The sequence below is a fragment of the Microcoleus sp. B3-A4 genome (assembly GCF_036705385.1).
Lineage (GTDB): Bacteria > Cyanobacteriota > Cyanobacteriia > Cyanobacteriales > Microcoleaceae > Microcoleus.
Genome location: NZ_JAUBUI010000059.1, coordinates 1 through 26,574, shown reverse-complemented (window position 1 = coordinate 26,574; position 26,574 = coordinate 1). Strand labels below are relative to the sequence as shown.

The following is a 26,574-nucleotide window of genomic DNA, read 5'->3' as shown; positions in this document are numbered from 1 at the left end:
TGAACAGGAAATTTACGTTCGTTGCAACCTACCCATCGATGACCCCATCGAAACTCTAGCGATGAAAGGTCAGGAAACGCCCTACTTTCACGATCGACGTTTAGCTTTTGTCCAGTGTCTGATCGAACAACGCGCTGTCAGTCGCGGGATGACAGGGCTGATTTCTGCCAATATTGATTTTTATCCTCATCAAGTTGAAGTTGTCCGCCGCGTACTCGAAGACCCCATTCAACGTTACCTCTTAGCTGATGAAGTTGGACTGGGAAAGACGATCGAAGCAGGTGCTATTCTTCGCCAGTATCTCCTCGATCAACCGCAGGGACGTGCAGTGGTGCTAGTACCGCAATACCTGCGGGAACAGTGGCTTCAAGAATTACAACATAAATTTTATCTCTCTGACTTCGACAATCGTGTCCAGGTACTTGCAGTAGAGGATGTCGATCGAGTTAGTCCGAATGCCGATTTGGGCTTCCTGATTTTAGATGAAGCACATCATATTGCAGCAATGGCGACCTCTTCAGATTCGATAAAGCGCAGCCGTTTCCAGACTTGCAAACACCTCGCTCATAAAAGCGATCGCCTACTTCTATTATCTGCAACTCCAGTTCTCAATCACGAGCAAGATTTCCTGGCGATGCTGCACCTACTCGATCCGAGCACCTATCAACTTGATGATTTAGAAGGTTTTCGTGCGAGGGTGAAAAACCGCCAACAAATTGGTCGAGTTTTACTCTCATTTAAAGAGAAAGCAAATCCGTTTGTGCTTAAAACTAACCTCAACCAACTGCGAAACCTTTTTGCTGAAGATAAATATCTGCTAAATCTCGTAGAGGAATTACAAAATTGTTTGCTTTCTCAAGAAACACTCCCGGCCGATCGAGATCGAATTGTGCGATCGATTCGCACCCACATCAGCGACACCTATCGGTTACACCGTCGAATGCTCCGCAACCGTCGCGCTGCGGTGGAAGATGTAATTTTTGCCCGAAATGTGACACCAAAAGTAGAGTATGACTTAGATGAGCGATCGCCCGAAATTCACGAACTAATTGATGAATGGCGCACAGTCGCTCCTAACCAACAACAATATCAGCAAATTTTTCTACTTTTATTCCGTGCTAGCGGGACTTGGTTAGGGATTTTAGCGCAAGTGCTGGAAACCCGTTTAAGCGGCATCTCCCATTCTGCCTTGATTCAAGAATTTGGTGCTGATAATATCCGCATTCTGACAGAAACCCCTAAATTTTCTGGGGAAGAACAGATTTTGCAATCTTTACTAAGAATTATTCAGCAACCTTCAGAAGAAGGAACTCGCCTCGAATTACTAAAGATAGTGATACTGTATCATCTTTCAGAGACTTTTAAACTTCAATCTTATCGCAGCAACCTTTATAAATTGCTCGAACAGGTGCAACAGCAAATCCGCAGACCGATATCGGGAACTCCCCTACCTAAAATTGTCATTTTCACCAGTTTTGCCCAAACAGGCGCTGAAATTTTCCGGTGCTTATCAGATACCTTTGGTCAGGCATCTGTAGCTAGCCATCAATTAGGACAGTCCCGTGCTCATGTTGAGAAAAGCCTCAACCAGTTCAAAAATGACCGAAATTGTTTTATCCTTGTTTGCGATTCCTCTGCTGAAGAAGGTCGGAACTTTCAATTTGTTGATTGGATGATTCATTTCGATCTTCCCTGGTCGCCAAATCGTTTAGAACAAAGGATTGGTAGGATCGATCGCATTGGTCGCCCTTTAGATGTTCAATTTACAGTATTCGCAGGCTCAGACTTAGAGGATAGCCCTCACGATGCTTGGTATCAATTATTAAAAGACGGTTTCGGCATCTTTCATCAATCAATTGCCAGTCTCCAGTTTTATGTAGATGAAAAACTACCAGGACTGCTAACCACTCTGTTTCAATCTGGTGCTAGTGGACTATTGGAAATGATAGGAAATATCCAACAAGAAATTGCTCAAGAACAGGTAAAAATTAGCGAACAAAACGCTTTAGATGAAATAGATGCCCAGGATGAAAACGCTACCCAATATTTTCAAATTTTAGATGATTATGATGCTCGCCATCAGGAAATTAAACGAGCAACAGAAGACTGGATATGTCAAGCACTGCACTTCAAACAAATTGACGATCCGAATTTAGAAAAAGTAGGGCGTTATCAACCTACTAAGCGCACTCTAATTCCCATCCACGATCTGCAAACTCGCTTTGCTGCTTATGCACAACCCTCTGGTACTTATAACCGGAGAATATCAACTAAATATCCTGGTGTCAACCTCTACCGTATTGGGGAAGAATTTGTGGAAGCACTAGCATCTTATATCCATTGGGATGACAGGGGTCAAGCATTTGCTCTATGGCGATGCGATCGCTCTTGGGATGCTGGGGAAGGGATGGAATGGTTGGGTTTTCGCTTTAATTATGTAGTCGAGGCTGATTTGGAATTAGCCCAGCAAGTTTCAACAGATTTTGAGCTGGAGCGAAGTAGATTTGTATCTGTGAAACGGCGCGCTGATGCGTTATTTCCTCCAATCCTAGAGACAATTTTTATTGATGCTCGCTACGAACCAATGAGCATTGTTGAAGATGAAGCTGTTTTGAAGATTCTGCAAGGTTCGTACAAGGGTAAAAGTTCTCCTCTCTGCCGAGATTATAATTTAGCAAAAAGTCGATTATCGGTTCTCAATGAGTTTGTTGATGAGAGTAAGTGGCCTGATTTTTGCAGTCAGGCGCGTGAGACTTCGGAAATACTGTTGCGCGATCGCACTTTTTTTATCTCGCTCTGCGAACAGCGCGCCCGAATCGCCGACCAGAAACTAGGAAATAGACTAGACCAACTGCGGCTGCGCCTCAACCGAATGGCTGAAAGCGAACAAACTTCGCACTCTTTACTAGCAAAAGAAGTCAACATAGAAACTGCGTTAAGTCAAGCTATTTTAGAAGGAATTCGCCATCCGCGAATCAAGCTTGATTCTGTAGGATTCATTGTAGTTTCTGGGCGACCTCCGGTTGAATCTCAGGAAGGGGGAGATGAGTGATGGCTGATTCTTTTCAAAAGCTCAGAGAAATTCTCCAAATAGGTAAGATTCCTGCCGATATAAGTCAATTTTCAGAAGTCGGTTACAGGCGCTTGCTGGAAACTTTGGATGCTGCGGGAACTTCTTATGCGCCGGGAATGGGAGATATTGCGGCTCTGATCCGTCAGGTTCTGCGGCGGGAATACGAGCAAAAGGGCGGGATACCCCCAACTTTGAAAGTACCTCGGATCTCTCTTTTTCCCGATCGCGAAATGTGGCAACAAAGCGGTATCGATATTTTGAGCGAAGGTGCGGATTACTATCTGATTAGCGCTCATCCTTGGCAGCCTAATTGGCTAGATTTTTCCGCACAATATCCCCCTGAAAAACCCGTATTTGATGATAAAAAACGCCGCAATTACGAGCCAGTAGAGGGAGATCCGTTTCTGGAATTGGTGAATTGGCAGAAGTATCGGAGTGTAGGGCAACGTGAAGCAATTCGGGCTGTTTTGACGGCTCCTGACAATTCGACACTCGCCATTAACCTGCCTACTGGATCGGGGAAAAGCCTTTGCGCTCAACTGCCGGCGCTGGTGCGATCGAAAAATGCTGGTGTAACAGTTGTTGTAGTACCAACTACAGCACTAGCCATTGACCAGGAACGAGCTTTAAAACCTTTTGTGAACCATGCCACTGCCTATTATGGCGACGAGTTTGGGCAAGGACAAGAGAGACGGCAGGAAATTCGCGATCGCATTCGCAACGGCACCCAGCGAATCGTTTTCACCTCACCCGAAAGCTTGATGAATTCTCTCGCACCTGCTCTTTACGAAGCCGCAAAATCAGAAATGCTGCGGTATTTCGTAATAGATGAAGCGCATATCGTCGAACAGTGGGGCGATGAATTCCGCCCCGCTTTTCAAGAACTCCCTGGTTTGCGAAGAGATTTGCTGCGCTTAACTTCTTTTACAAGTTTATTGCTGACTGCAACCTTAACAGAATCCTGTTTAGATACCCTAGAAATTTTATTCGGGAAACCCGGCCCGTTTCAAGTGATATCTGCCGTACAGTTGCGACCGGAACCGTCTTATTGGTTTGCTTGGTGTCAAAGTGAAGAAATCAGGAAACAGCGATTAATTGAAGCAGTTTATCATCTTCCCCGCCCTCTGATTGTTTACGCCACCAAACGCGAAGATGTCCGGCGATGGCAACAGGATTTATTGTCGGCTGGATTCAAACGGTGTGCGATTATGACCGGGGAATCCAGCCCAGAAGAACGCTCTCAACTGATTGAAAATTTGCGCGAGAGACGAGTTGATATAGTTGTTGCTACTTCTGCCTTCGGATTGGGTGTGGATCAGTCAGATATTCGAGCCGTGCTTCATGTCTGCATCCCAGAAACTATCGATCGCTTTTATCAAGAAGTGGGTCGAGGGGGTCGAGACGGCCAAGCAGCAATCTCGCTCACCTTACATACCAATGAAGACTTAGAGATTGCCAAATCGCTTAATGACAAATCTGCCATAACGATCGATCGGGGATTTCAGCGGTGGAAAAGTATGTTTTTGAGGAAAGAAATTCTTCCCGATGGGCGGTTTCGCGTTCCCGTCAATTTTCCTCCATCCTTACAACCAGGAGACATTGACATGAACAGCCAACAGAATCAGGCTTGGAACATCCGCACTTTAACGCTGATGAGTCGATCGGGTTTAATCGATATTGATGCCGAGGAACCGCCGCGAAGAAGAAATGTTAAATCGGAAGCAGCTTATAACGAAGCTTGGGAACTGCACAGAGAGTCCCGGTTCATCCGCATCCGAGATGAATCACATCTGAATCGTCAAACTTGGGAACATAAAGTAGAGCCAATTCGCCAACAGCGCCAAAACTGGAGCTATAAAAACCTGCAATTGATGCGTGAGGTTTTGCGGCCGAAACGCTGTATTTCCGAAATCTTTGCTGAAGCTTACACTATTCCCGCCCGTGTACTGCCAGAACCGAGAAAACAGGTGATAGTTTCTCCCGCTTGCGGTGGATGTCCTGTTTGCAGAAAAAACAGGGAACCAGAGTTTTCGGGAATTATACCCGCGCCATTACCTGTATGGCAAAAACCGAATTTTTTTGTAGGTGAAAAACTCAAATACTTGCTGGGAGAAGATAAGTTAATGCTCGTTTTCTATGAGTCTCTTGAATCTCAAAGCTGGAAACTCAAAAGCTCTAATTTTTTTAACTGGTTAATCGAGCAGGGAATTAATAATCTGGTGGTGGCTGATGAATTTCAGAGTATATTGATAGCAGAAACAAAGGGAATTGCCGATGCTTGTATATTTGTGTTTGGAAAATACGAACCCATGCTGATGCCGCGCATTCCCACCCTGATATTTCATCCGCCCGAAAAGGCTATCCCTCACAACTATCTGTCACTCAACAGAACTTCTCAAGCTCCGCTAATCATTATGCTTCCCGTAGATACACCCGATCCGAGCCGCGATGACCGCAAGCTGATTAATATTTTTTCAGGCAGATACTTGATGTTTAACCATTTTTGCAGGGAGGTTAATTTATGAGCGTCTTAAAAACTGCTTTGGCTACTCCTAGCAGAATGCGAGGAATATTTAGATATTTACTTGAAGCACCCAAACAGCGCGAAAACAAGGAAAAACTCACTCGGCTGCTTTCTCCAGATGAATTGTCAGAAGGGAGAAACAAAAGTGCCGAACATCCGATGTTTGATGCAGCACTGCGAGAAAGCATAAAATGTCGCTTATTAATCGCAGACAATGATGATATTGCTATAAATTTTGAGCTTCCCGAAGCATCTCGACATCCTAAAATGGGTGATAAATTGTTACCCGATACGCTGGTACAGCTATTGTTTGCTTCTGATAACGAAGATGAAGAAGATTTAGGTCGGTTAATAGCATGGTATTTAGCACAGGATATTTATGATGCTCCCGGTACATGGCAAGAAGTAGAACAGCGTGTCGCAGATCAGGGAGTTGCTGAGTCTTTAGATTTGAAAATATCCAGCAATAGTTTGTTTGGTCAAGTCGAGGACTGGATGTGTTATTTAGGGTTTGCTTGGGGTCATGCTTCAGATTCCAACAAAAAACTTGTTGTGGCTGAGCCAACTGCTTATCTCAGACGAAATTTAAAGGATTTATTTCAAGGAGAAGCAAAAGCTAAACTTTCAATTCGAGATTTTATCGATCGTCTAGCTAAAAAATGTCCTCTGTTTGAAACTGGAAAATTTCGAGAACAGGTTGAAGAAAAAATTGGTGGTCGCTTACCCAATCATTTATCAACTAGCACGGCTTTTGCTTTATTCCGCCTTCAGGATGATAAGTGCATCCAGCTTATAAAAGAGTCGGATGCCGATTTATTCATCTTTCCAAGTGGTGACAAAGAAGCAGGATTTTCTCATATTATTTGGACGGGAGTAGAACTATGACTTTTACAAAATTTGTTTGCTGGGATGTCGATCGCGTTCGCCGCGTAATGGGTGTGGAGGCTACGCAAACTCCAGATAGTATATTTCTGGCAACTCACCATCCAATTGCCATGTACCGCCAGGAACTTATCGATGCACCGTCGCGTGTTACCTACAGTGAGGAACAATTTCTGAAAGACTTTCTCGCTGAAAAAGATTTCGCTTTCGTGCCAGTTTTAGGCAGTTCTGGGACGGGAAAATCTCACCTGATTCGCTGGCTGGCCGCCAATATTGAATCGACCCAAAAGCGCCGAGTTTTGCTTATACCCAAAATAGGAACGAATCTCAAAGATATTATCAGTTTAATATTAGAAGGGATGCCAGGAGCAAGTTTTGATGAATACCGGCAGCGTTTAAATCGAGCCACTAGCAGCTTGACAGAAGCCCAAGCGCGGGAACAACTTCTGAATCAGCTTGCGGCTGCTGTTGGCCCAAATGGTCGGGGCGATCGCACAAAACTGTCGGACGTGGAAGATTACCTAGTTGGTGCTGTTGATTCTTTCCTATACGATCCATTTTTCCGAAAAGAATACTGGCTAAAGGATGGGGGTATTATCCATCAATTAGTTATCCACATTCTCGGACAGCGAGATACGGTAGAAGTTGTGGAAGAACGGAGGCATTTTTCGCTAAATGACTTGCCTCTCAATGTTTTAAACTTGCAAAAAGCTGGGCAGTCTGCGCGGGAATTTTATAGCTTACTCATCGGCGATGAGGATATTCAAAGGGCAACTGTAGATTGGTTGAACCGACACTTAGATGAAGCCATAGCTCAGGTTTTGAGCTTGGGGCGGGAAGATTTACAAAGATTGATGGGGGAAGTTCGCGAAACTTTAGCCCAACAAGGAATAGAGTTAGTTTTGCTGATTGAAGATTTTGCTAAATTGCAAGGCATCGATCGCGAAGTTTTAGAAGCTGTTTTAGCGCGACCTCAACAAGCTGGTGGCAAACATTTGTGCGCGATCCGAACGGCGCTAGCTTGTACTACGGGCTATTTTGACAGTCTGAGGTTAGATACTGTAAAACAGCGGATTACTTTTAGCGTTAATCTTGACCTTGGCACAGTTGGCGAACAATCTTTAGTGAATTATGCAGATATCAAACAATTTGTGGGTCGATATCTCAACGCCGTGCGTTTGGAGGATAAAACAATTCAAAATTGGTGGGCTGACTCTCGCAATCGCGAAGGTGCGGATCGAGAATCTCTACCTAGTGCTTGCAATGAATGCGAACATAAATTAGCTTGTCATGCAGGTTTTTCAGAAGCAGACGGTTTGGGTTTGTATCCTTTTACGCCTGAAGGATTAGAACAAATGCTTTCTAGAGTCAATCCCGGCAATTTTAACCCTCGGATTTTGATTAAAGATGTTCTTAAGTGGACGCTAGAAAATTCTGCTGCTGATATCGAGGGCGGAGAGTTTCCTGCTATTTCTGTGCGAGAACACTTTGGTAAGATGCGGCTGAGTGCAATGGTTCAGGGAGATATTCAAGCGAAAGATCCAGAAAATGGCGATCGCCGCCAGATTCTCCTAGATTTGTGGACGGATAGTAACGAGCTTTGTGATTTGCACCCAGAAGTTCACTCTGCATTTGATATTCCGGCGCTGGGCGTGAAGGTTCAGCCTACAAAAAAATCATCATCTATTTCGGGTGCTAAAGAGTCTAGGTCTGCTGTTAGTAAGTATCAAGTTGAGTCACAATCTCAAACTAAAAAAAATCTGGCAGCAGCCGGACAAGTTCCCGACAAGCTGACTAGGCAAAAAGAATTTCTTGATAGGTGGAACAACACTCAAGAAAGTTTCCCGCAAGATATCGCTGGGGAACTGCGGCCGTTGATTTACTCAGCTATCGGCGAGCGGATCGAATGGGATACGGAAATGCTGCTTAAGGGGGTTTTTGCTAGTAGTGGGACGACATATTTTAAAAGCAGAAATATTACTTTTTATAGTCGAAAAGTGACGAGGGAGACGATTTCTGGAGTTAAACTATCTCTTCCTCTGAATCCTGATGATGCAAAGGAGTTTGGGGAAACGGCGATCGCCTTTCAAGGTATTTTGCAATACAACCATTACAAGCATTGGAAGTTCCCCGATGGATCTCGCTACTTTCGCACCTACGCCAAACAACTGGAAAAATGGAGTCAATATGTAGTTGAGCAAATTCGCCTGTATCCCCGCGAGTCTGGGGAACCTTGGAACCCTGTCCCTGCGGCAGTTGAACTACTGGCGATCGCCGCCACAATGGCAGGACATTCTACCAATTCTACTGAAGATTCGATCAATGCTTTGTTTCTCAAACTAGAGCCCAAAGATTTAGAAAATCGTTCAGCTACTTGGAAAAAGCTATTTGGTACTTTACAAAAACACCGCCAAGCTTTACTAGACATTGTTAGGAGTCGAACCGCTTGCACGAAAGGAAGTTCTACACAATTTCAAATTATTGATACTGTTCAAATTTTGGAACCTTTGAAGCAGGTTAGCAAATCTTGGCAGCCTCAATCTGAAATTCCGGCTGATGTTCGGGAGAAGTTCTCGGAAATTGATAAAGCGCGTCAAGCGGTGGATGAAATGCTAGAAAAAGCGATTCAAGAAGAGTGCGATCGGCAACTCGCTGTTTATTATTATTTAGTATCTGAACTAGGAGAACATATCAATAAAAAGGATGTTTCTGATGTTGTAAAACAGGCAATGGATCGAGCAAGCGACGCTGCTGTATTTCGGGGAAGGAAGAGTTTCGATGACCTAACATCTGTCTTGAAACAGTTTAAGGTCATCGGGCTTTCTAGCTATGTAGATACCATGAAACGCTTGCAAATTGAAAAAGATAGTCCAGACATTCAACCTGGGAAGCTGCTGAAGTATCTCAGCGAAAATCATCAAAAAGCAATGACAGAATCTGCCGAATTTCTCAATAGTACCAATAATTTTCTTGATGCTTCTCTAACCGAGGTCAATAACCGGATTGAGGAGTTAGAAGTGTCAGGCGGTGGCACAGTAGAATCGAGCCATAGAGCTATTCAAGATGGATTGGCTAAACTGCGGAATCTAATTACTGAGGTTAAAGGATAGACAATATGCTTCTAGAAAAATCCTATCAATTGAGTGAGTTGTCTCAAAAGACAATTAATCTTCGGAAGTATGCAGAGAATTATCAAGGGTTTCAATCTCGACAAAAACAGATCGAGCAAGCTGTCACTGGAACTCTACTTTTTGTGCAATCTTTGAGAGCTTTTCGCGAAAGAGAAATTGCCAATTTAGATTTAAATCAAAAGGCTGACAGTCTGCTGAAATTTATTGCTAATGTTGAAGCAAAATTTCAGGAAGATCCTGAGTGGATTATAGACAATGAAAATTTCAACAGAAATAATTTTGATTCTAAGGTAAAGGACTTACAAAAAGCTCTGAGAGAGCAATTGAGTCAAGCTTGGTGGCTGTACCGAATTCAAAAGATGCCGAGCACGAATAATGAAATCCTGAATGTGCTGGATAAAGTTTCGGCCTTTAAGCCAACTCTCCAACGAATTAGAAATTTAGATGGGCAAATTCGGGAGTATAACTCAATTCCCCAAAGCAGTGAGGATTTTGATAAAGTCGATCGGCTAATTGAGGAATTAAAGCAGTGCTGGGATGGCTTAAATGCTGATGAAGTTCCTGAAGCAGTGCTTCGTTTTCTGAGAGTGGCTGCTAATGAGGGTGCTACCCGGGGACTTTTAACGCCAGAGGTAGAAGATTGGTTGACTAAACACCGTCTGATTGATTCTTTACGAATTCGCTTGACCTAATAAATGGTTTGCGATTGTCCAAGAAATCACTGACGCACCCTCCTGCATTTTATAGCGTACAGACAAAGTGCGATCGTCTTTGCTTTGATAAAATGCGTCAGCAGCAAATTGTTTGAGTTTACTCAAATCTCTTGACTGACGCCCCCTACTACATTTTCTAACGTACAGACAAAATAGAACTTAAAAAGATTAGATTCTAGCGAACGGCGAGGGCGATATTGTGCGTGTAAATCGGCAGTCGAAAAGTTTTCAATAACTTTGAGATTGAGTTCCTCAGCCAAAGTTGCAATGTTTTCAAACCCTGTAATCCACGGTGCATACATACTTTCGTATTTATCTATGTAATCATTGATATCTTGGTATCCCGTTGTTCTCAAAATCACCTTTTCCGACATATAATCAAAGGACAATCGGAAATTTTGAACATTGTCCCGAATTTTTTCTAATACAAATATTACATCTTTTTTGTCAACCAAAGTAGTGTTGCCTTCCCACAAAAAATATGTCGGTCGATCGAAATCAAATTCACTCTGTTTCAGCAAGGAGATTAAACCGTCTTTTACATAATCGCCGGGAAGGTAGCGAACATTGGCAGTAACTTTGTTAGCTTTGAGAGTTTCTTCTTTTAATTGAAGAGTAGCGCGGTCGTCTATTTCAAAATAAGTGACTTTTTCTCCATTAATTCTAGCAGCGCGAGTATCCAAACCCGAACCTAAAATAACTACTTGCTTGCAACCTCCTAAAATTTGATTTGACAAAACATCATCAAAATATTTAGTCCGCAACTTAACCATTTCTTTAGCTGCGGGAGAGCTTTGAGCTATGTGGCTAGCTATTTTTTTTGTTTCCTCATTCAGCCAGATTTTTACTACATGATCAGTATACAGAGGAATTGCCTCTTCATTCTCTTCTGCTCTAAACTCCGCAACGATAAAAGCAGTACCAGTTACATTTTTCATGGCTAATCTTTCACCCTTACTAAGTAGTTGGTTACAAATAAACATTAGATGGGGACGGGGTTTTTACACCCCTAAACTCCCTTGCATCCTAGATTCTTAGCTAAACCCGCCTACAAAATACTATGGTTTTTGCCCTTACCTACTTATTGACTTCTCGCATCTGCTAAAGACTCATTGCTCGCTTCAGCATCCGAATGCAGTTCAGCTTGGTGTATTTTATCAGGAATCAGTCCCTCCGGTCGCACGAGCATCATGACAACAAGAGTTAGGCCGAATAGAAATAAGCGCATTTGAATCGGGTCTAAACTGGTTGCTAGAAAGTCTCGCAACTGGGGAATTGCAATCCTGGGGAGTACAAAAGTATTCAGAAAACCCTTGAGGACTTGCGCTAATTGTGGCAGATAAAGCCGATCGGCAGACATGATAATGATAGCCCCCAAAATCACCCCGGTCATGTTGCCCAAACCGCCTAAAATCACCATACACAGGATGATTACCGACACCGAGAAATCGAAAACACTGGGAAAAATCGCGCTGATATAGGCGGCGTAAAATGCGCCTGCAAAGCCCGAAAACGTCGCTCCCATCGCAAAAGCCGAAAGTTTGGTTTTGACTAGGTTAATCCCCATCGCACTCGCCGCTAATTCATCTTCGCGCATGGCATTCCACGCCCTGCCCAAGCGGGAATCTCGCAGCCGCGAAATCATGAAGTAAGCGAAGACAACTAGCAGTAAAATTAGGTAGTACCAGGGAAAGTAGTTACCGGTGCTGAAAGTGCCGACGATGGGGAGAGATGGACGCCCGATCGGGTTTATTCCCGCTTCGCCGCCGGTGAGGTTAAAAGGTCGATCGCACCCAACCAGACACAGCACCAACTCAGGTTTACCCAAAACAGCCGCAACAATCTTCGAGACTGGTTCGTCGATCCGAATCGCGGTTAAATTCCTAAAGACAACGGGGATAATTTCGCCAAAACCGAGGGTAACAATCGCCAAATAATCGCCCTTGAGCCGCAGTGTCGGAATACCCAGGATTACGCCCGCGATCGCAGCTACACCGGCCGCGATCGGCAGTACCACCCAAAAGTTCCAAGCAATATTTAACTGCCCAGAAGATAGCAAAGCCGTCGTGTAAGCGCCGATCGCAAAAAACGCCGCATATCCCAAATCCAACAAGCCCGCAAAACCTACAGTAATATTCAAACCCAGCGCCAACATAATAAAGATTTGAATCTGTACTACAGTAGCAATCCAGCCAGTCTGAGCCTGAATGTCGATAAACGGAAATAGAATTAGAATAAAAGCTAATGTTACCAGAGTTGCCAGCCGCTGGCGTTCCCCCTGCAAACCCTGCAAAGCACCCATTAACGTAGCTGTCAAAATTGCGATCGTCAAACTGTAAATCCCGTACAGCAGCGTCGTCGGCAAAGCAACAGCAGGTTGACCAGACAAAGGTCTAATCAAAACCCCTTCTACCACACTCGCAACTAACAGCCAAACTCCCAATCCCAATCCCGCTAAACTGCCGATCGCAGCACCCATTTTCGGGCTATAAACCTTCTGATCTCGACAGCTAATAAAGCCCGCCGCCGTACCCATCAGCCAGCCGATCACGGTGCCGCTCCAACCGCCGAATAACAGAACAGTCAAAGAGGCGATCGCCCCTAAAATACCGCTCGATTTAATTGCTTTAATTATTTTTTTTGACATAGGAAGAAGTTATTAGTCATTAGTCAGTAGTTAGATGAAAGAATGCTAGGAATCGCAGTTATAGATGCGACTGACGCGGGCCGTGCCAAATTCTGCCTCAATCAATGTGAGCGACTGCTTATCGTGGAAACGGTCGATCTGGCTAGCTACAGTTTAGAGTCTTTTGAGTTCGATTATTGCACCAAAAGTGACGAAATTTCAAATATACTGGAACTGTTACCGCAACACACTTCAAACGGGCGATCGCTATATGGTACAAGCACCTCAAAAAACTATCACCCTCGACGAGTTTTTGCAACTCCCAGAAACCAAACCCGCTAGCGAATACATCAAAGGTGCAATTTTCCAAAAACCTATGCCGCAAGGAAAACACAGTACAATTCAGGGAGAACTGATCACGAGGGTTAATGCAGCGGGCAAACCTCAGCGGATTGCTTGGGCATTTCCAGAACTTCGCTGCACGTTTGGCGGACGTTCTATTGTCCCCGATGTCGCGATTTTTGTTTGGAATCGCATTTCCCTAGACGCTGACGGCGAAATTGCCAATACATTTAATGCTCACCCAGACTGGACAATAGAAATATTGTCCCCAGCCCAAAGCCAAACCAAAGTCACAAACAATATTTTGCACTGTTTGAATGCCGGTTGTCAGATGGGTTGGTTGCTCGATCCCCATGAAAAAAACATTTTAGCCTATCCCGCAAGGCAGCAGCCTATTTCTTTGCAAGAACCAACAGATATACTTCCGATGCCCGATTTTATGCCGGAAATGCAGTTGACTTTAGGCGAAGTTTTTGGCTGGCTCAAACCAGGGAATATTTAATTGGGTGTACACTATTCCACTCAATTGAGAAGCGCTATGTTACAATTGCAAATAAAAGTTAAGTGCTGCCGCTCGCCCCATTGATTATTTTTTTAGTAGTATGAAGATTAGGCCGAGCGAACGCTGACTATTTTTCATCTTTAACATATAGTTTAAGCTTTTGCTGCATGGGGAGTCGGCTTGCTCTCCTTACATAATTCTTCACCTTAGTATGCACGACAATCAACGCATCATCCACTTAACCGAGGTTTCGGCGACCGATTTCCCCGCTTCCGACAACTATAGGTACAAGTGCCGGGTGCAGATGCTCTCCGATGAGGGGCAAGCTTTGTTGCAAAAGGATTCCTTTAGCCGCAAGCAACCAAGCTGGTTATTGGATCTGAAAAACCAGGGAGACTGCACGATCGCAATTACCCTATGCTACCGAGAAGGGGACATCACTCAGCCTTGGCAAGATGCGGCAACGGTGACATTGGCGACGCAGGATTGTCTGAATGGTGAAAGCAGCGCCGAGTTGGAATTTCCGATCGCGAACTGGAATCTAGCACCTCAGTTAAAGCTGAAAACTCGCCTCACCCAAAGTACCAGTGAGGGAAGTAGCAGCACGTTGACGCTGTTGGGACAGAACGGAAATCGTCGCCTCCACGCATCAGGAACTCAGAGCAACGGCAAGAGTGAATTCGAGATGCCCGAAGTCGTTTCCCTCACGCCGCAAGAGGAAGTCATTGTCAAAGATGTGTGGAACAAGCTGCGGGCGTGGAAAGAATTGCAAATGGAAAAGTTCATGAAGCGCCTCTTGTTGGAGGAGCCAGAACTAGAGTACCTTTTCGGGGAAGCATTGGACAGCATCACCGACTACTTCTATGAGTTCTTTGACTGTTGCGTACATCAGCTTCAGCCTTATACCCAAAACATAGTTGGGGAACCCTTGATGGGTGTGCCTCCAGAAAAAGGGGATAGCTTCGATTCTGTTAAGGATTACGGAGCGCTGTTTGCCGATGTGGGGATGCGTCCTCATCACTGGTTGAAGGCGCGGCAGGTGTGGATGTGGATGCTGCCGTCGATTCCGTATCTAGAAGAGTACGATCGCGAAAATCTAGCACAAGGAACCCAATCCGCTGTCTACCGCTTTTTCAACAGTTATGTGATTGTGCCAATGGTGGCGGCAATACGTCGCTACGAGGAAGCTCTGTCTCCCCAACTGCTGCAAAAAATGGCAGACTCTTGGACAGTGTTCAGCCAGAACAAGCGGGAAATGGGGATAGCGTTTTATCAAACCCTGTTTGAGAAGTATCCCTTTGTATTGCCGATTTTCGGACGGACAGACATGGATTATCTGTCCATTCACCTATTCCAATCGCTAGAATTTCTCATGCGCTGTCTCAGCAGTGAGAGCACTGATGAGATGATGCGAGAATTACGCTTCCTAGGACAGGTACATAGCAGCGCCGGAGTGCCATCCTGTGCCTATCCGGCTATTTCCGACACCATGTTTGTGCTGTTTGAGAAGTATGTACCGGACTTTTCGCCAGAGTTACGCCAAGCGTGGCAGACCTTGTTCGATCGCGTCACGAATATCATCAAGCTGCCCATGCTAAATGAGGAGCGAGTGCTCAAAAAAGCAAAGCAGTATTTGGATCAGATTGCAACCGAGCAGGAATGGGAACCGGAGGATCGGGCGCGGCGTTGGGTAGAAATTCAGGAGGAAGTGAATGCGACCGGCACTTACACCCACACCTATGAAGAATTAGCCTATGGGGCGCAGTTGTCGTGGCGCAATGCTTCCAAGTGTATTGCTCGAATTCAGTGGAACAATATGGTGGTGCGAGATCGCCGCCATGTCACCGACCCTGATGAGATGTTCCGCGAGTTAGAAGAACACCTGCGGGCTGCTACCAACGGCGGCAACATCCAGATCACCATGACTGTCTTCCGTCCTAAACAGCCGAAGGAACGCTGGGGTCCGCGCATTTGGAATTCCCAACTAATTCGCTATGCCGCTTACGAGCAACCGGACGGGAGTGTTATGGGCGATGGTGCCAACTTCGATCTGACCACAGCAATTTTGAAGCTGGGCTGGCAACCACCGGAACCACGCACGCCCTACGATATCCTGCCCTTGGTGATTGAAGCCGTAGGAATGGAGCCGAAGCTCTATGAGTTTAATCAGGAAGATGTACTGCAAGTAGAAATTGAGCATCCCACGATTCCAGAGTTCAAGTCGCTTGGCTTTCAGTGGTACGCTATCCCAGCCATCAGCAACTTCCGCATGGACATTGGCGGTGTTACCTACGCCTGCCTCCCCTTCAATGGCTGGTACATGGGGACTGAGATTATGCGGGATTTCCTGGAAGATTGGCGTTACGACAAGACGGAGGACATCGCCAAACTGCTCAAGCTGGATACCAGTTCTGAGCAAACCTTGTGGCGCGATCGCGTGGCGCTGGAACTTAACATCGCCATCCTGTACTCGTTCCAGAAAGCCAAAGTTTCGATGGTAGATCACCAGACGGCATCCCGCCAGTTCATGGCCCACGACTTACGCGAAAAGAAAGCAGGACGAGAGTGTCCGGGAGATGCGGGTTGGATTGTGCCACCCGCCGGAGGGAGTACCTGTCCAGTCTGGCATCACCAAATGCGCGACTTTTACCTAGACCCTGCCTATCACCATGCTGCCGATCGCTGGGCAGTTGAAGATGGTATGGATCTGGAAAAATTCATCACTACTACCGACAAAAACGACGACAAGCAAGACCGCATCCTGATTCTCTACGCCTCTGAAACAGGTACAGCCGAAGGCTTTGCGCGGAAAGCCGCCCGTCAACTCCAGCGTTACAAAGCGAAAGTGATGGCACTGGATGAATACAACGCCGATACTCTTGCCTCTGAAAAGCTCCTTCTGATCGTCACCTCCACCTTCGGTAATGGCGAAATCCCCGGAAACGGCAAAAAATTTATTCAGTGGTTGAAGAAACAGCCTGCGGGTTCCCTCAGTGGGTTGAGCTATTCTGTACTAGGAATTGGCAGCACCGTTTACGAACACTTTTGTGCCGCCGGCATTTCGGTAGATAAGGCACTCGCGAAGGCAGGGGCTAACCGCATTGTGCCACTACACAAAGGTGATGAAATTAAGGGACAAGCTGACACCTTCAAACAGTGGCTAGGACTCGTCTCCCGCGTGTTAGGTGAAGATGTCACAGCCGCCGATGCCACAATCGCAAATGCACCAAAGTTGAACGTCACGTTTTTGAGTGAGGCAGAAGCCGCAACCGTTTCACCTGTGACAGTGAGTGGCGATCGCGACGTTGAAGTTCCTGTCGTTGCCAATGAAGAATTGCTCCTAGAAGTGATTCCTGGCAGTCGTTCTACTCGCTATATCATGTTCGATATTTCCAATAGCGATTTGCAATACGAAACGGGCGATCACGTTGCTGTTTATCCTTGCAATCCACCGGCATTAATCCAGCGATTGTGCGATCGGCTTTCAGTCGCGCCCAACACCTATTTCACGGCTGGTTACGTAACACCAAATGGCACTCAGATAGAGGACAAACCCCCGATAGCCGTCCCAACAACCGTAGGTCAGGTTTTCTCCGAAGAACTCGATCTAGCTTTGCGGGAACCGTTCAACGAACTGCTTGCCTACCTTTACTCCGTCGCCCAAAATCCCCAGGAGAAACATCACCTAGAAACCTGGCTAGAAATTCTCCGGCAGGCAGAGGATAATCCCGATAGCGTCTTACTCAAAAAAACGATCGCGGACAACTTCATGAGTGTTGTCGATCTGTTCGATGAGTTTCCCTCGACAGAGATTACCCTCGACCCTTTACTAGAGTTGCTACCGAAGCAAAAACCGCGCCTCTATTCGATTTCCTCCTCTCCCTTACTCCATCCCCAGCAGCTACAAATCACCGTTGGCGTGCTACAAATCAAAACGGATGCAGGCAAAACCCGTCAAGGACTCTGTTCAAACTACCTAGCTGGACTGGAACCCGGCGCGAAGGTTCGCATCGGTGTCCGCACTTCTAGTTTCCGTCCCCCTAGCGAACTTGATGCACCGATGCTGATGGTAGGCCCAGGTACGGGAGTCTCTCCGCTGATTGCTTTCCTCCAGTACCGAGATGCCTTGTTGCAGCAAGGACAACCCTTGGGCGATGCTACCTTATACTTTGGCTGTCGCGATCGCAGTGACTTCCTCTATCAGGAGCAGATGCAGACGTGGCAGCATCAAGGTGTGCTTTCTGGTTTAGAAGTAGCATTCTCCCGTCTTGACGACCAAAAGCTGTATGTGCAAAACCTGATGCAGCAGAAATCCCAGGATGTCTGGAAACAGCTAAGTCATCCCAAGTGCCATTACTACGTTTGTGGGGATGCGAAGATGGCGGATGATGTGTTTGAAGAGATGCTCTCTATTGCCAAAACCGAAGGCGGTTTATCTCACCCCGAAGCCGTCGGGTTCTTTGACAAGATGAAGCAAGAAAAGCGCTTCACGAGCGATGTTTGGGGCGTGCAGTTGAACTTCAAACAAGCCATCAAACAGTTGCAAAAAGATAACTACTCTAAAGCCGAAGGGTGGCTAATTCGGGTGCAGCAGCCAGGTGACAGTGAAGCACCAGTTAAGGAATTGGTGGAACGGTTAACTGTCTAAAATTTTGGGCTGCAAGTATTAGGAAAAGGAGCTATAAGCGAGACTTCCAGCTCCTTAATTTTGTTGAAATTGATTGATAACATGAAAAACTGTCGCTAGAAAAACAATTACCATTAGCTTTTAGATCATTGTCAACTTTTGGGGAATTCGGAAGCGACCATGTTTATGTCAAGTTGCGAAAGTATGCTTGATACAACCCAAAGCTAAGGAGTGATTGATTTCCGTCTAGATTCACGAGTCCTAAACTTTTTCTAAGGCAGTGCTTACATTATTATGATAAATGTCTGTTGCCATCATTTCCACCCTGCACCTTTAAACCTTCTCCTGAACATTCTCACCCAACAAACCCCCAGGCCGAAAAGCCAAAATCACCACCAAAACCCCAAACACCCAAGCATTAGTCCAGCGGCTCGACAAATACTGATCGCTCAAAGACGACAGCAACCCAATTAAAACCCCTCCTAACATCGCCCCCACAATATTGCCAATTCCCCCCAAAACTGCTGCCGTAAAAGCCCTCAAACCTGCCGTAAACCCCATCGTAAAAACAATAGTATTGTTGTACAAACCAACCAGAATCCCAGCCGAACCCGCCAAAGCTCCCCCAATCAAAAAAGTCAGAGCAATAATCTGATCCACATTAATTCCCATAATTTTAGCAGCATCGCGGCTTTGAGCAGTTGCCCGCATCGCCTTTCCCAGACGAGTGTATTGCACAAACACATGAAGCAAAACCATCAATACCACCGCCACCACCAACACAATTAAATCTTTTGTAGTAAATACAATACTCGTTTGAATTCCCAAAGCTTTGAAAATATCAACTCGCGGTAACAAATCGGGAAAACTTTTCGGCGCAGCAGAATTAGAACCCATCACCGGAATAAAAGCTTTCAATCCTCCCCAAAACAGGCCCATATTTTGGAAAATAAAAGAAACTCCAATCGCTGAAATTAAAGGAGCCAAACGGGGAGCATTTCGCAAAGGCCGATAAGCGTACTTTTCCACAACAATATTCAGCCCAGCACAAAACACAGAACATACAATTAAAGCGACTAACATCACCGGTATAGCAATACCTAAAGGTGCGCCATCTTGCATTCCAAAAGCCCCGAACACGGTTAGGGAAGCAAAAGCACCCAACATATACAAATCGCCGTGAGCAAAATTGATTAACTCAATAATGCCATAAACCATAGTGTAACCCAAAGCAATAATTGCAATCAGCGCCCCGTTGACAAGACCTACTAATAATTGTTGGATCAAAACTTCAGGATTGCTGGCTATTTCCCCCATGATTTTGGGCAAGTCAAATCCGGCAATTGGCCCTAACAACAAAACTATATAAGCTACACCTAGATATAAGAGAATACTTTTCCAGTTCTTCATGTTTTTGAGTAATTGGGAATTGGGAATTGAGAATTGGAAATTGGGAATTGGGAATTGAGAATCGGGAATCGGGAATTGGGAATCGAGAATTGGGCATGGGACATTGGAGAGAGAAGGAAAAAGGTATAATTTTTTATTATCCCTTCTTCCTCCTTCCTTCTTCCCGATATCCGTTACATCCGTTACATCCGTTATAAAATCCGTTGCCGAACTTCCCTCTTCCTTCTGATTAATTATTCGGTCTTGAGCGCATTCACGAACTCCCACTTGCCACCTTTAACAACATTTCCTGACATTGTAGTCAAGCTCGTGTCGCCGTTGGTGTCAAAACTCCAAGTGCCGAGTACCCCGTTAAAATCTTTAGTTGCCAAGACAGCTTCGCGGATAGCAGCGCGGTCATTTTTGCAAACTTTATTAATTGCGCCGATCGCCACTTTAGCAGCTTCATAGGCGTAAGCTGCATAAGCTTCCGGTTCAGCATTATATTTGGCCTTGTAACTTGTGTACCACTTCGCGCCCGCACCAGTCAATTCTTGAGGAGGCAAGCCGCCAAAAGTAGCGTAAATTCCTTCGGCATCTTTGCCCGCCGCGTCAACTAAAGCTTGCTCTTTAATGCCGTCAGGCCCCATGAACTTAACTGCCTCAGGCGTCATTCCGACATTTCTCATGTCTTTAATTATTTGTCCGGCATTGCTTTGAGTAGTGCCTCCAAAGTAAATCATGTCGGGATTTAAAGCTTTGATCTTATTCATTAACGCCTTGTAGTCGCTAGCTTTAATATCAATTCCCTCTCTTCCGAGGACTTGAATTCCCAAATTTTTCGCAGTGGCTTCAAAAACATCAGCGATGCCTTTGCCGTAGAGTTCTTGGTCGTCGAGAATGTAGACTTTTTGCACGCCTAAAGATTTCGCCCAGTTGCCAGCTACAGCCCCTTGAAGGTCGTCAGCGGGGACAACGCGGGTGAAATTACGAGTGCCAGCGGGATAATAAACGTTGGGTTCTTTGGCTTCGCCTTTTCCTGGTTTAGTCAGTCCCGGATAAGTGTTGGCCGGACTGATCATAACGATGTTAGCTTGGTTGAGCACGGGAATGGAAAGTTTAGCGGCACCGGAGTTATAGTGACCGATGACGGCAACTACCGAACCGTCAGCGACGGCTTTGTTGGAGTTCGACGTTACTTGGGCCGGGTCCCATTTGCCGGCGGCGGCGGTGGCGTCATCGTAAACTTCGTATTGGATTTGGATTTTGCCGTCGCAAGCTTTGGAGTTGGTTTCGGCCAGCGCTTGTTGGATGCCGTTGACCATTGTTTGAGCTTGACCCAAGGCGCTGCCTGTCATGGGCAGCATGGAGACAATTTTGACAGTATTTGGGTCTCCGGGGCTGCTGACTGCGACGGGAGTGGCTGCGGGACTGGTTCCGGGGCTGGCTCCGGGTGTTGTAGCGGTTGGTGCTGGAGGATTTTGACAGCTAGCGCACAGAGAGGCTATTCCGGCGGCAAAAAGTAATTTCCGCAATCCTGCGGCGCCGAGATTCTGTGTTGAGTTGGTTTTTGGGGGTGTGGCACTTTTGCCCCCTGACTTCTTGGAAAAGTTCATAGGTTGGTTCGTTTGTTGCTTGCGTTTTAGCATATTTCCACTCTCTAAGTCTGTAAGTCAAGAGTTAGCACAGATTTTCAAGTTTTACGTGAACTCTTAAAGATACACCGCTGCCACAAGCTTCTTCTCTCGTTCCCGCGATCTTCCTGGGAAGGCGTACCAGACGAGGAAACGAGGCCGAGCCTCGGTCAATGGGTTTCCAGGAGCTTCCGGGGAACCAGTTAAAACCTGTTCAACCAGTTAAAAACTAAAAAAGAAAGGAAAATACAGATTTCCTTTCCCTTTTTCAACCCTCCAGCGTCAAATCAGCTTGATTGCGAGATTAAAGACGAATCGCTTTTTTCTTTTGAGCGCTCGGCACTAAAATATTCATAATTAATCATTACTCTAGCTCCTTTAACGGTTCAAACACCAACAGTGAATCGATCGCCCGTAGAGCCTCCGACATTCGCAGCTCGTGCGTTCCTGTGACAGTAATATACCGCTTTCCTTTATTCTGAAGAACCTCAACAAACCACTGGTGCATAATCATCCGTAAATGTTCGCTTTCTCGCGTTCCATCCTGAACAAACCCGAAATCCGGCTGAGTCAAAATATACAAATCGCAGCGGCGGCTGTCTGCAATTTGCTCGACCGTCGGGTGTTCCGAACCAAGGTAACGTTTGTGCCAAATACAAGTAGCTAAAGAATCTGTATCGCAAATAACGACTTTGTTAGCGCGAGTAGCAATATGGTCTTCTATAGCAGCTTGTTTCTTGGCAATTTCTACAAATTCATAGCTGTCCCAAATTTCAGGATCGGGCGAATATTGCCTGCCTTCCCAGTAACACCTGCCGTATTCGGGAACCCAAACAGTTTGGTAGTGCTGTGCGAGCGATCGTGCCAGAGTAGTTGTGCCGCTCGATTCTACACCCAGCACGCAGACTCGTTTGGCAAAGTAGGCTTTGGCTGGGGGAGTCAGCATTTGCCAGTGTTCGGCTAGGTGCGATCGCAATTGCGTTCCAGAAATCGGGAATTTGAGTCGTTCGCGATCGACGGCACAGTGTTGAGCTCCCATCAGTTTGGCCCAAGGTTCCCCGTAATCTTCTGAAGTAAAAGCGATATCGGGTTTTCGCCCGGAAAGCACCTCAAGAGTCCTCTGAACCCAAGGTTCGGGGGCTTCCGGCAAATCGTCGAGCACTTCGATAACTTCTGCGTCGGGATGCAAAAACCGAATCCAGTCGGCTCTAACGCTTCCTGCAACTGCTTGATTTGTTTTGTAACAGGCGAGAACGATTAAACGGTCAACCTTTTTTTTAGCTTCTCCAATTAAGTAGTCATGTCCTTTGTGGAAGGGGTAAAATTTGCCTACAGTAACACCGAGTATCATAAAGATTGCTGCTATTTTAACTTTTGTTCCGAGTAAATCCGCTGAAAATTTTGCAGTCCGAAAATTGCCATTAAGCAAAATATCGCGTACAAAATACTCGTCAGATATAGCCCGCGCGAGGCATACAAGGGAACGTAAATCGTGTCTGCAACAATCCACAAATACCAGCTTTCGAGATAGCGTTCCATCAGGTACAACTGGGCGATCGCGCTTAAGATGGTGGTCAGGGCATCCCAAAATGGTGCTGCACCGCCCAAAGATATTAATACTTTTCGCAAGCCAAATACGCCAACTGTAACTAAGACTGCCGTGAGGATTAGCCAGCGTTGGTTCATGCGACATACAGGTTTTTCTGTGCTGTTTTCGCCGCCGCGCAGCCAAATATAAATTGCTTGCAAGCTCGTGATTAAATAGAAGGATTGAAGCGCTACTTCGCCGTAAAGTTTAACTTGATAAAACACCGCACCGTAGGCGATAACTCCGATTAAGCCGATCCACCAGCCTAGGGGATTGTTTTTAGCAAGCAGCCAAACGCTCCAAGCAGAAGCGATCGCGGCTATCGCTTCAATTAAGTCGAGTTGGATAGGGACAAACCGCTGCACTGAAAGCAGGAGCACGAAGATGCTTGCTGCGGAGCCGATTAAGTTCGGCAGGTTCGCTTTTTTCATACCAATCCCTATCTCGGCTGGCTATATGGACTGCGAAATCAAATCCGAATCCTTCTTTTCTTTTGAGCGATCGACACTAAAGTCTTCATAGTACGATCGCTCAGTATTCACATCCCACAAATCGTGCTTTTCGCCGAGAATATTTCTCACAGCCAGCATCCCCGTCAGCATGGAATGGTCTTGGTTGTTGTATCGGTGCATACCGTTTCGCCCGATCGTTTGCAAATTCTCAATTCCCTTCAAAAAACCTTCAAGTACCTGCAAGTGTCCTCGATATTCGGCATCATAGACTGGATAAGCTTTGGGTTGCCGTATGACAACTCCATCTTCAACCTCGGCCGTTGTTGCTAAACCCAAACCAACCAACTCGCGAGTTGCTAATTCGATAAGTTGCGCGTCCGACATTTCCCAAACCTCGTCGCCTACGCTACAGAAATATTCCATTCCCAAACAACTTTTGCTGGCGTCGGGAACTAAAGCGGCGCTCCAATTCTTAAAGTTTTGAATTCGTCCCACTTTGACTTCGGGGGAATGAATGTAAATCCAGTTGTCAGGAAACAAATCCTTGCGATTGACAATCAGTGATACAATCAAAAAATCTCGATATTTGAGCGATCGCGCGGCGTGCAATACCTCTTCGGGCGGCTGCGGTTTCATTCTTGCTACCAGCGCCGATATCGGCATACTCGTAATGAAATTATCAGCAGAATATTGAACTAATTCTCCGTTTTGCTCCGCAGTAATACTTTTAATCGTATTACCTTCACGCTCAAAGCTAATCACTTTAGTATCGAGATAAACTTTGCCGTCTTTATTCTCCACAGCTTCCGCGAACTTTTCCCACATCATCCCCGGCCCCAAAGCCGGATAATCAAACTCTTTGATTAATGTTTTAGTGTCGTTGCTGCCAAACAAAGCATTAATAATTGCAGTCGTAAGCGACAATCCTTTAATCCGCTGCGCCGCCCAATCTGCTTGAATTTCCGAACAAGGAATGCCCCAAACTTTTTCCGTGTAAGTCTTAAAAAATGTTTTATACAAGCGTTCGCCAAAACGATTGATCACCCATTGTTCAAAAGTTTTTTCTTCCCTAAGCGGCCAAATTCTCACTTTCAGATAACTCAAAATAATCAGCGTACTCTCAATTAGGCCCAAATTAAAGAGAGTATTGAAGGCACTGATCGGATAGTTAAAAAATTTACCTCGATAAAAAATTCGGGACAATCGTGGCACTTTAATAAACTCATTTCCCAGCACCTCTTGCCACAACTGCTGCACGGCTTCTACTTTAGTATAAAAGCGGTGGCCACCAATGTCGAAACGATAGCCTTTGTAGCTTTCGGTGCGAGCTATTCCCCCAACTTTATCACCTTTTTCTAGTACAACCGGGATGATGCCTTGCTTGACTAGCTCGTAGGCAGCAGTCAAGCCCGCAGGGCCTGCACCGACGATCGCAACAGGATAATGTTTCACTCAGCCTACCTCCAGCTTTTTAATCCAAACTATACAGTTATTTATAACTTGTCACAGTGATATATGCACCAGTGAATACGCTGAGACACTATCGAGCGACCTGATGTTAAAGGACGATTGGCCTTCATTTATGGAGCGGATACTGGCAAGCTAACTTTGCCAGTCCAGGGCTTTTTTTGGTATAAGTAGCGACCAGTGCCGATCGCAAATGCCAGTCCGCTGTAAAAGTAGAAAAGCCAGTGCCAGGGAATTGTTTTCAGGGCAAATACGATACCGTGTTTACGGTGAAAAAATCGGTAAAGCGGTGCATTAATTGCTACCAACGGTATTGCCAGCAAACTACCCAGTACCAGGCAGCTCACCGACCAGCACGTCCCCACAACTGCCAGCAGAACAGCATAAGTTAAAATCACGCTGAGGCGGTTCGAAACTTGCAAGTTGAGGTCGTTATTCAATTGGCGCTCGCGCCAAATCAGTTCTGTCCAAGGCAGCGCTCGGTAGAAAAAGTCAGCTTTCACCATCCCAATCGGTTCCCACCGCTTTAAATGCTTCACCTGCAATGTTTTGCACAGCCGAATTTTATAACCTGCTTGTTTCAAACGGTAGCCGAACTCAATATCTTCGATCGAAGCTTGGCGGTAACTCTCATTAAAGCCGCCCATCTGCAAAAAAATTTCCCGGCGAATCACTCCGCAAGCTCCCCAAAAAGTCGAAGCTTCTTCGTTACCGGTTTGGTGAACGTAGTGGTGCAGCAAGTTCCTGTACTGCGATAGAAAATCGGGATCTCCAGGATCATCGTCGTAAGAGCCGATGAAAGCAGCTAAGTAGGGATTATTTTTGAACACCGATATCGCATACCCGACAGCTTCTGGACAAACAGCCACATCAGCATCCACAAAAAACAAAATATCTCCCTTTGCAGCTTGGGCACCCAAATTCCTTGCCCGCGCTGGCCCCCCGCATTCGGGAATCCTGATGACTTTGGCGCCGCATTCCTGAGCCAGACGCCAGGAACCATCGCTTTCGCCATCTGCTACTACAATAATCTCGATCGGCCTGGGCACAGCTTGAGCCAGTTTTGACAAACAGGTGCGGAAGTAAGCGCCCCCGTTGTGGACTGGGATAATGATGGATACAGTGGGGTCGGCGGTAGAAATCATTACCTAAATTATTTAAATGGCAGGGTTCAAAATTTGCTTGAATTTTATTGTTGCTACTTTACGTCGGGTAAAATCAGCTCTACTTTTTTATTTATAACTCGATTTCTGTTTGTATTCAACTAGATTTTTTGCAGGTCTTCTCGATTGTATTTTTCCCCTTGATACCTGTATTCTACGCCATAGCTTGCTGAGAGTGACCTGATGCCGACAACAGCTTTACAAAATCTTTAAATATATGAGTGTTTGTGTAAACTTGCGAAAAAGCCCCAGCAGCATTTTGGTGCGACTGTATAGCACCGCACAAAACAGTGATTTTACAAGTAAGCCGACCGTATAAAATCCAACATACTTTCTACGGAGACCCGCCGACTGTCAGGACTTGTCCGGTACAGTTTCTTTGTAAGAGTGTTCCAACGAAAAAATGATCCAAAATTTCACTCACTTCGACAAAAGATTTCAACGAACCATTTAGTCAAAGT

14 protein-coding genes and 1 pseudogene are annotated in these 26,574 nt (G+C 45.7%); 7 read left to right on the top strand and 8 right to left on the bottom strand.

Going from position 1 to position 26,574, the window contains the following annotated elements; translation table 11 throughout:
* Positions 1-7: 7 nt before the first annotated feature.
* The 5 genes and pseudogenes from dpdE to QUB33_RS20790 form a co-directional block, all read left to right on the top strand.
* A pseudogene (dpdE, locus tag QUB33_RS20810) lies at positions 8-3,052 on the top strand (protein DpdE); the annotation flags it as partial.
* The gene (gene dpdF, locus QUB33_RS20805; RefSeq protein WP_333353583.1) at positions 3,052-5,598 is read left to right on the top strand and encodes a protein DpdF; all 2,547 of its coding nucleotides are present in this window, start codon (positions 3,052-3,054) and stop codon (positions 5,596-5,598) included. The pseudogene dpdE and the gene dpdF, both read left to right, overlap by 1 nt.
* Positions 5,595-6,482: a protein DpdG gene (gene dpdG, locus QUB33_RS20800; RefSeq protein WP_333353580.1), complete on the top strand. Its 888-nt coding sequence runs from the start codon at positions 5,595-5,597 to the stop codon at positions 6,480-6,482. The genes dpdF and dpdG overlap by 4 nt, the downstream gene beginning before the upstream one ends.
* Positions 6,479-9,589 (top strand): protein DpdH, encoded by a 3,111-nt coding sequence (gene dpdH, locus QUB33_RS20795; RefSeq protein WP_333353576.1) that lies wholly within the window; start codon positions 6,479-6,481, stop codon positions 9,587-9,589. The genes dpdG and dpdH overlap by 4 nt, the downstream gene beginning before the upstream one ends.
* Positions 9,590-9,594: 5 nt before the next feature.
* Positions 9,595-10,302: a hypothetical protein gene (locus QUB33_RS20790; protein WP_333353573.1), complete on the top strand. Its 708-nt coding sequence runs from the start codon at positions 9,595-9,597 to the stop codon at positions 10,300-10,302.
* Between the two features lie 122 nt (positions 10,303-10,424).
* Here the strand turns inward: QUB33_RS20790 and QUB33_RS20785 are convergent, their stop codons facing one another.
* Together QUB33_RS20785 and QUB33_RS20780 are read right to left on the bottom strand one after the other, a co-directional pair.
* Positions 10,425-11,261, bottom strand: coding sequence for a class I SAM-dependent methyltransferase (locus tag QUB33_RS20785; RefSeq protein ID WP_333353570.1), 837 nt, complete (start codon positions 11,259-11,261; stop codon positions 10,425-10,427).
* 143 nt (positions 11,262-11,404) lie between these two features.
* Positions 11,405-12,970, bottom strand: coding sequence for an ABC transporter permease subunit (locus QUB33_RS20780; RefSeq protein WP_333353567.1), 1,566 nt, complete (start codon positions 12,968-12,970; stop codon positions 11,405-11,407).
* Between the two features lie 250 nt (positions 12,971-13,220).
* Between QUB33_RS20780 and QUB33_RS20775 the strand changes: the two genes are divergently transcribed.
* Together QUB33_RS20775 and QUB33_RS20770 are read left to right on the top strand one after the other, a co-directional pair.
* Positions 13,221-13,793 carry a Uma2 family endonuclease gene (locus tag QUB33_RS20775; RefSeq protein WP_333353613.1) on the top strand — a complete coding sequence of 191 codons (573 nt, stop codon included), beginning with the start codon at positions 13,221-13,223 and terminating at the stop codon, positions 13,791-13,793.
* A gap of 211 nt (positions 13,794-14,004) precedes the next feature.
* Positions 14,005-18,441: a nitric oxide synthase oxygenase gene (locus QUB33_RS20770; protein WP_333353564.1), complete on the top strand. Its 4,437-nt coding sequence runs from the start codon at positions 14,005-14,007 to the stop codon at positions 18,439-18,441.
* Between the two features lie 312 nt (positions 18,442-18,753).
* On the opposite strand, the gene QUB33_RS20765 is transcribed toward QUB33_RS20770, so the two are convergent.
* The 6 genes from QUB33_RS20765 to QUB33_RS20740 form a co-directional block, all read right to left on the bottom strand.
* A complete protein-coding gene (locus QUB33_RS20765) occupies positions 18,754-20,097 on the bottom strand; it encodes a branched-chain amino acid ABC transporter permease (protein ID WP_333353561.1) in 1,344 nt (447 codons plus the stop codon).
* Entirely contained in the window at positions 20,064-21,425 is a 1,362-nt protein-coding gene (locus QUB33_RS20760; RefSeq protein WP_333353558.1) for a branched-chain amino acid ABC transporter substrate-binding protein, read from the bottom strand. Before QUB33_RS20760 ends, QUB33_RS20765 begins: the two co-directional genes overlap by 34 nt.
* Before the next feature lie 382 nt (positions 21,426-21,807).
* Positions 21,808-22,794: an AAA family ATPase gene (locus QUB33_RS20755; protein ID WP_333353555.1), complete on the bottom strand. Its 987-nt coding sequence runs from the start codon at positions 22,792-22,794 to the stop codon at positions 21,808-21,810.
* An 11-nt stretch (positions 22,795-22,805) separates the two neighbouring features.
* The gene (gene pnuC / locus QUB33_RS20750; RefSeq protein ID WP_333353552.1) at positions 22,806-23,462 is read right to left on the bottom strand and encodes a nicotinamide riboside transporter PnuC; all 657 of its coding nucleotides are present in this window, start codon (positions 23,460-23,462) and stop codon (positions 22,806-22,808) included.
* Positions 23,463-23,483: 21 nt separating this feature from the next.
* Positions 23,484-24,935, bottom strand: coding sequence for an NAD(P)/FAD-dependent oxidoreductase (locus QUB33_RS20745; RefSeq protein ID WP_333353549.1), 1,452 nt, complete (start codon positions 24,933-24,935; stop codon positions 23,484-23,486).
* Between the two features lie 128 nt (positions 24,936-25,063).
* A complete protein-coding gene (locus tag QUB33_RS20740) occupies positions 25,064-26,095 on the bottom strand; it encodes a glycosyltransferase family 2 protein (RefSeq protein WP_333353546.1) in 1,032 nt (343 codons plus the stop codon).
* Positions 26,096-26,574: the final 479 nt, after the last annotated feature.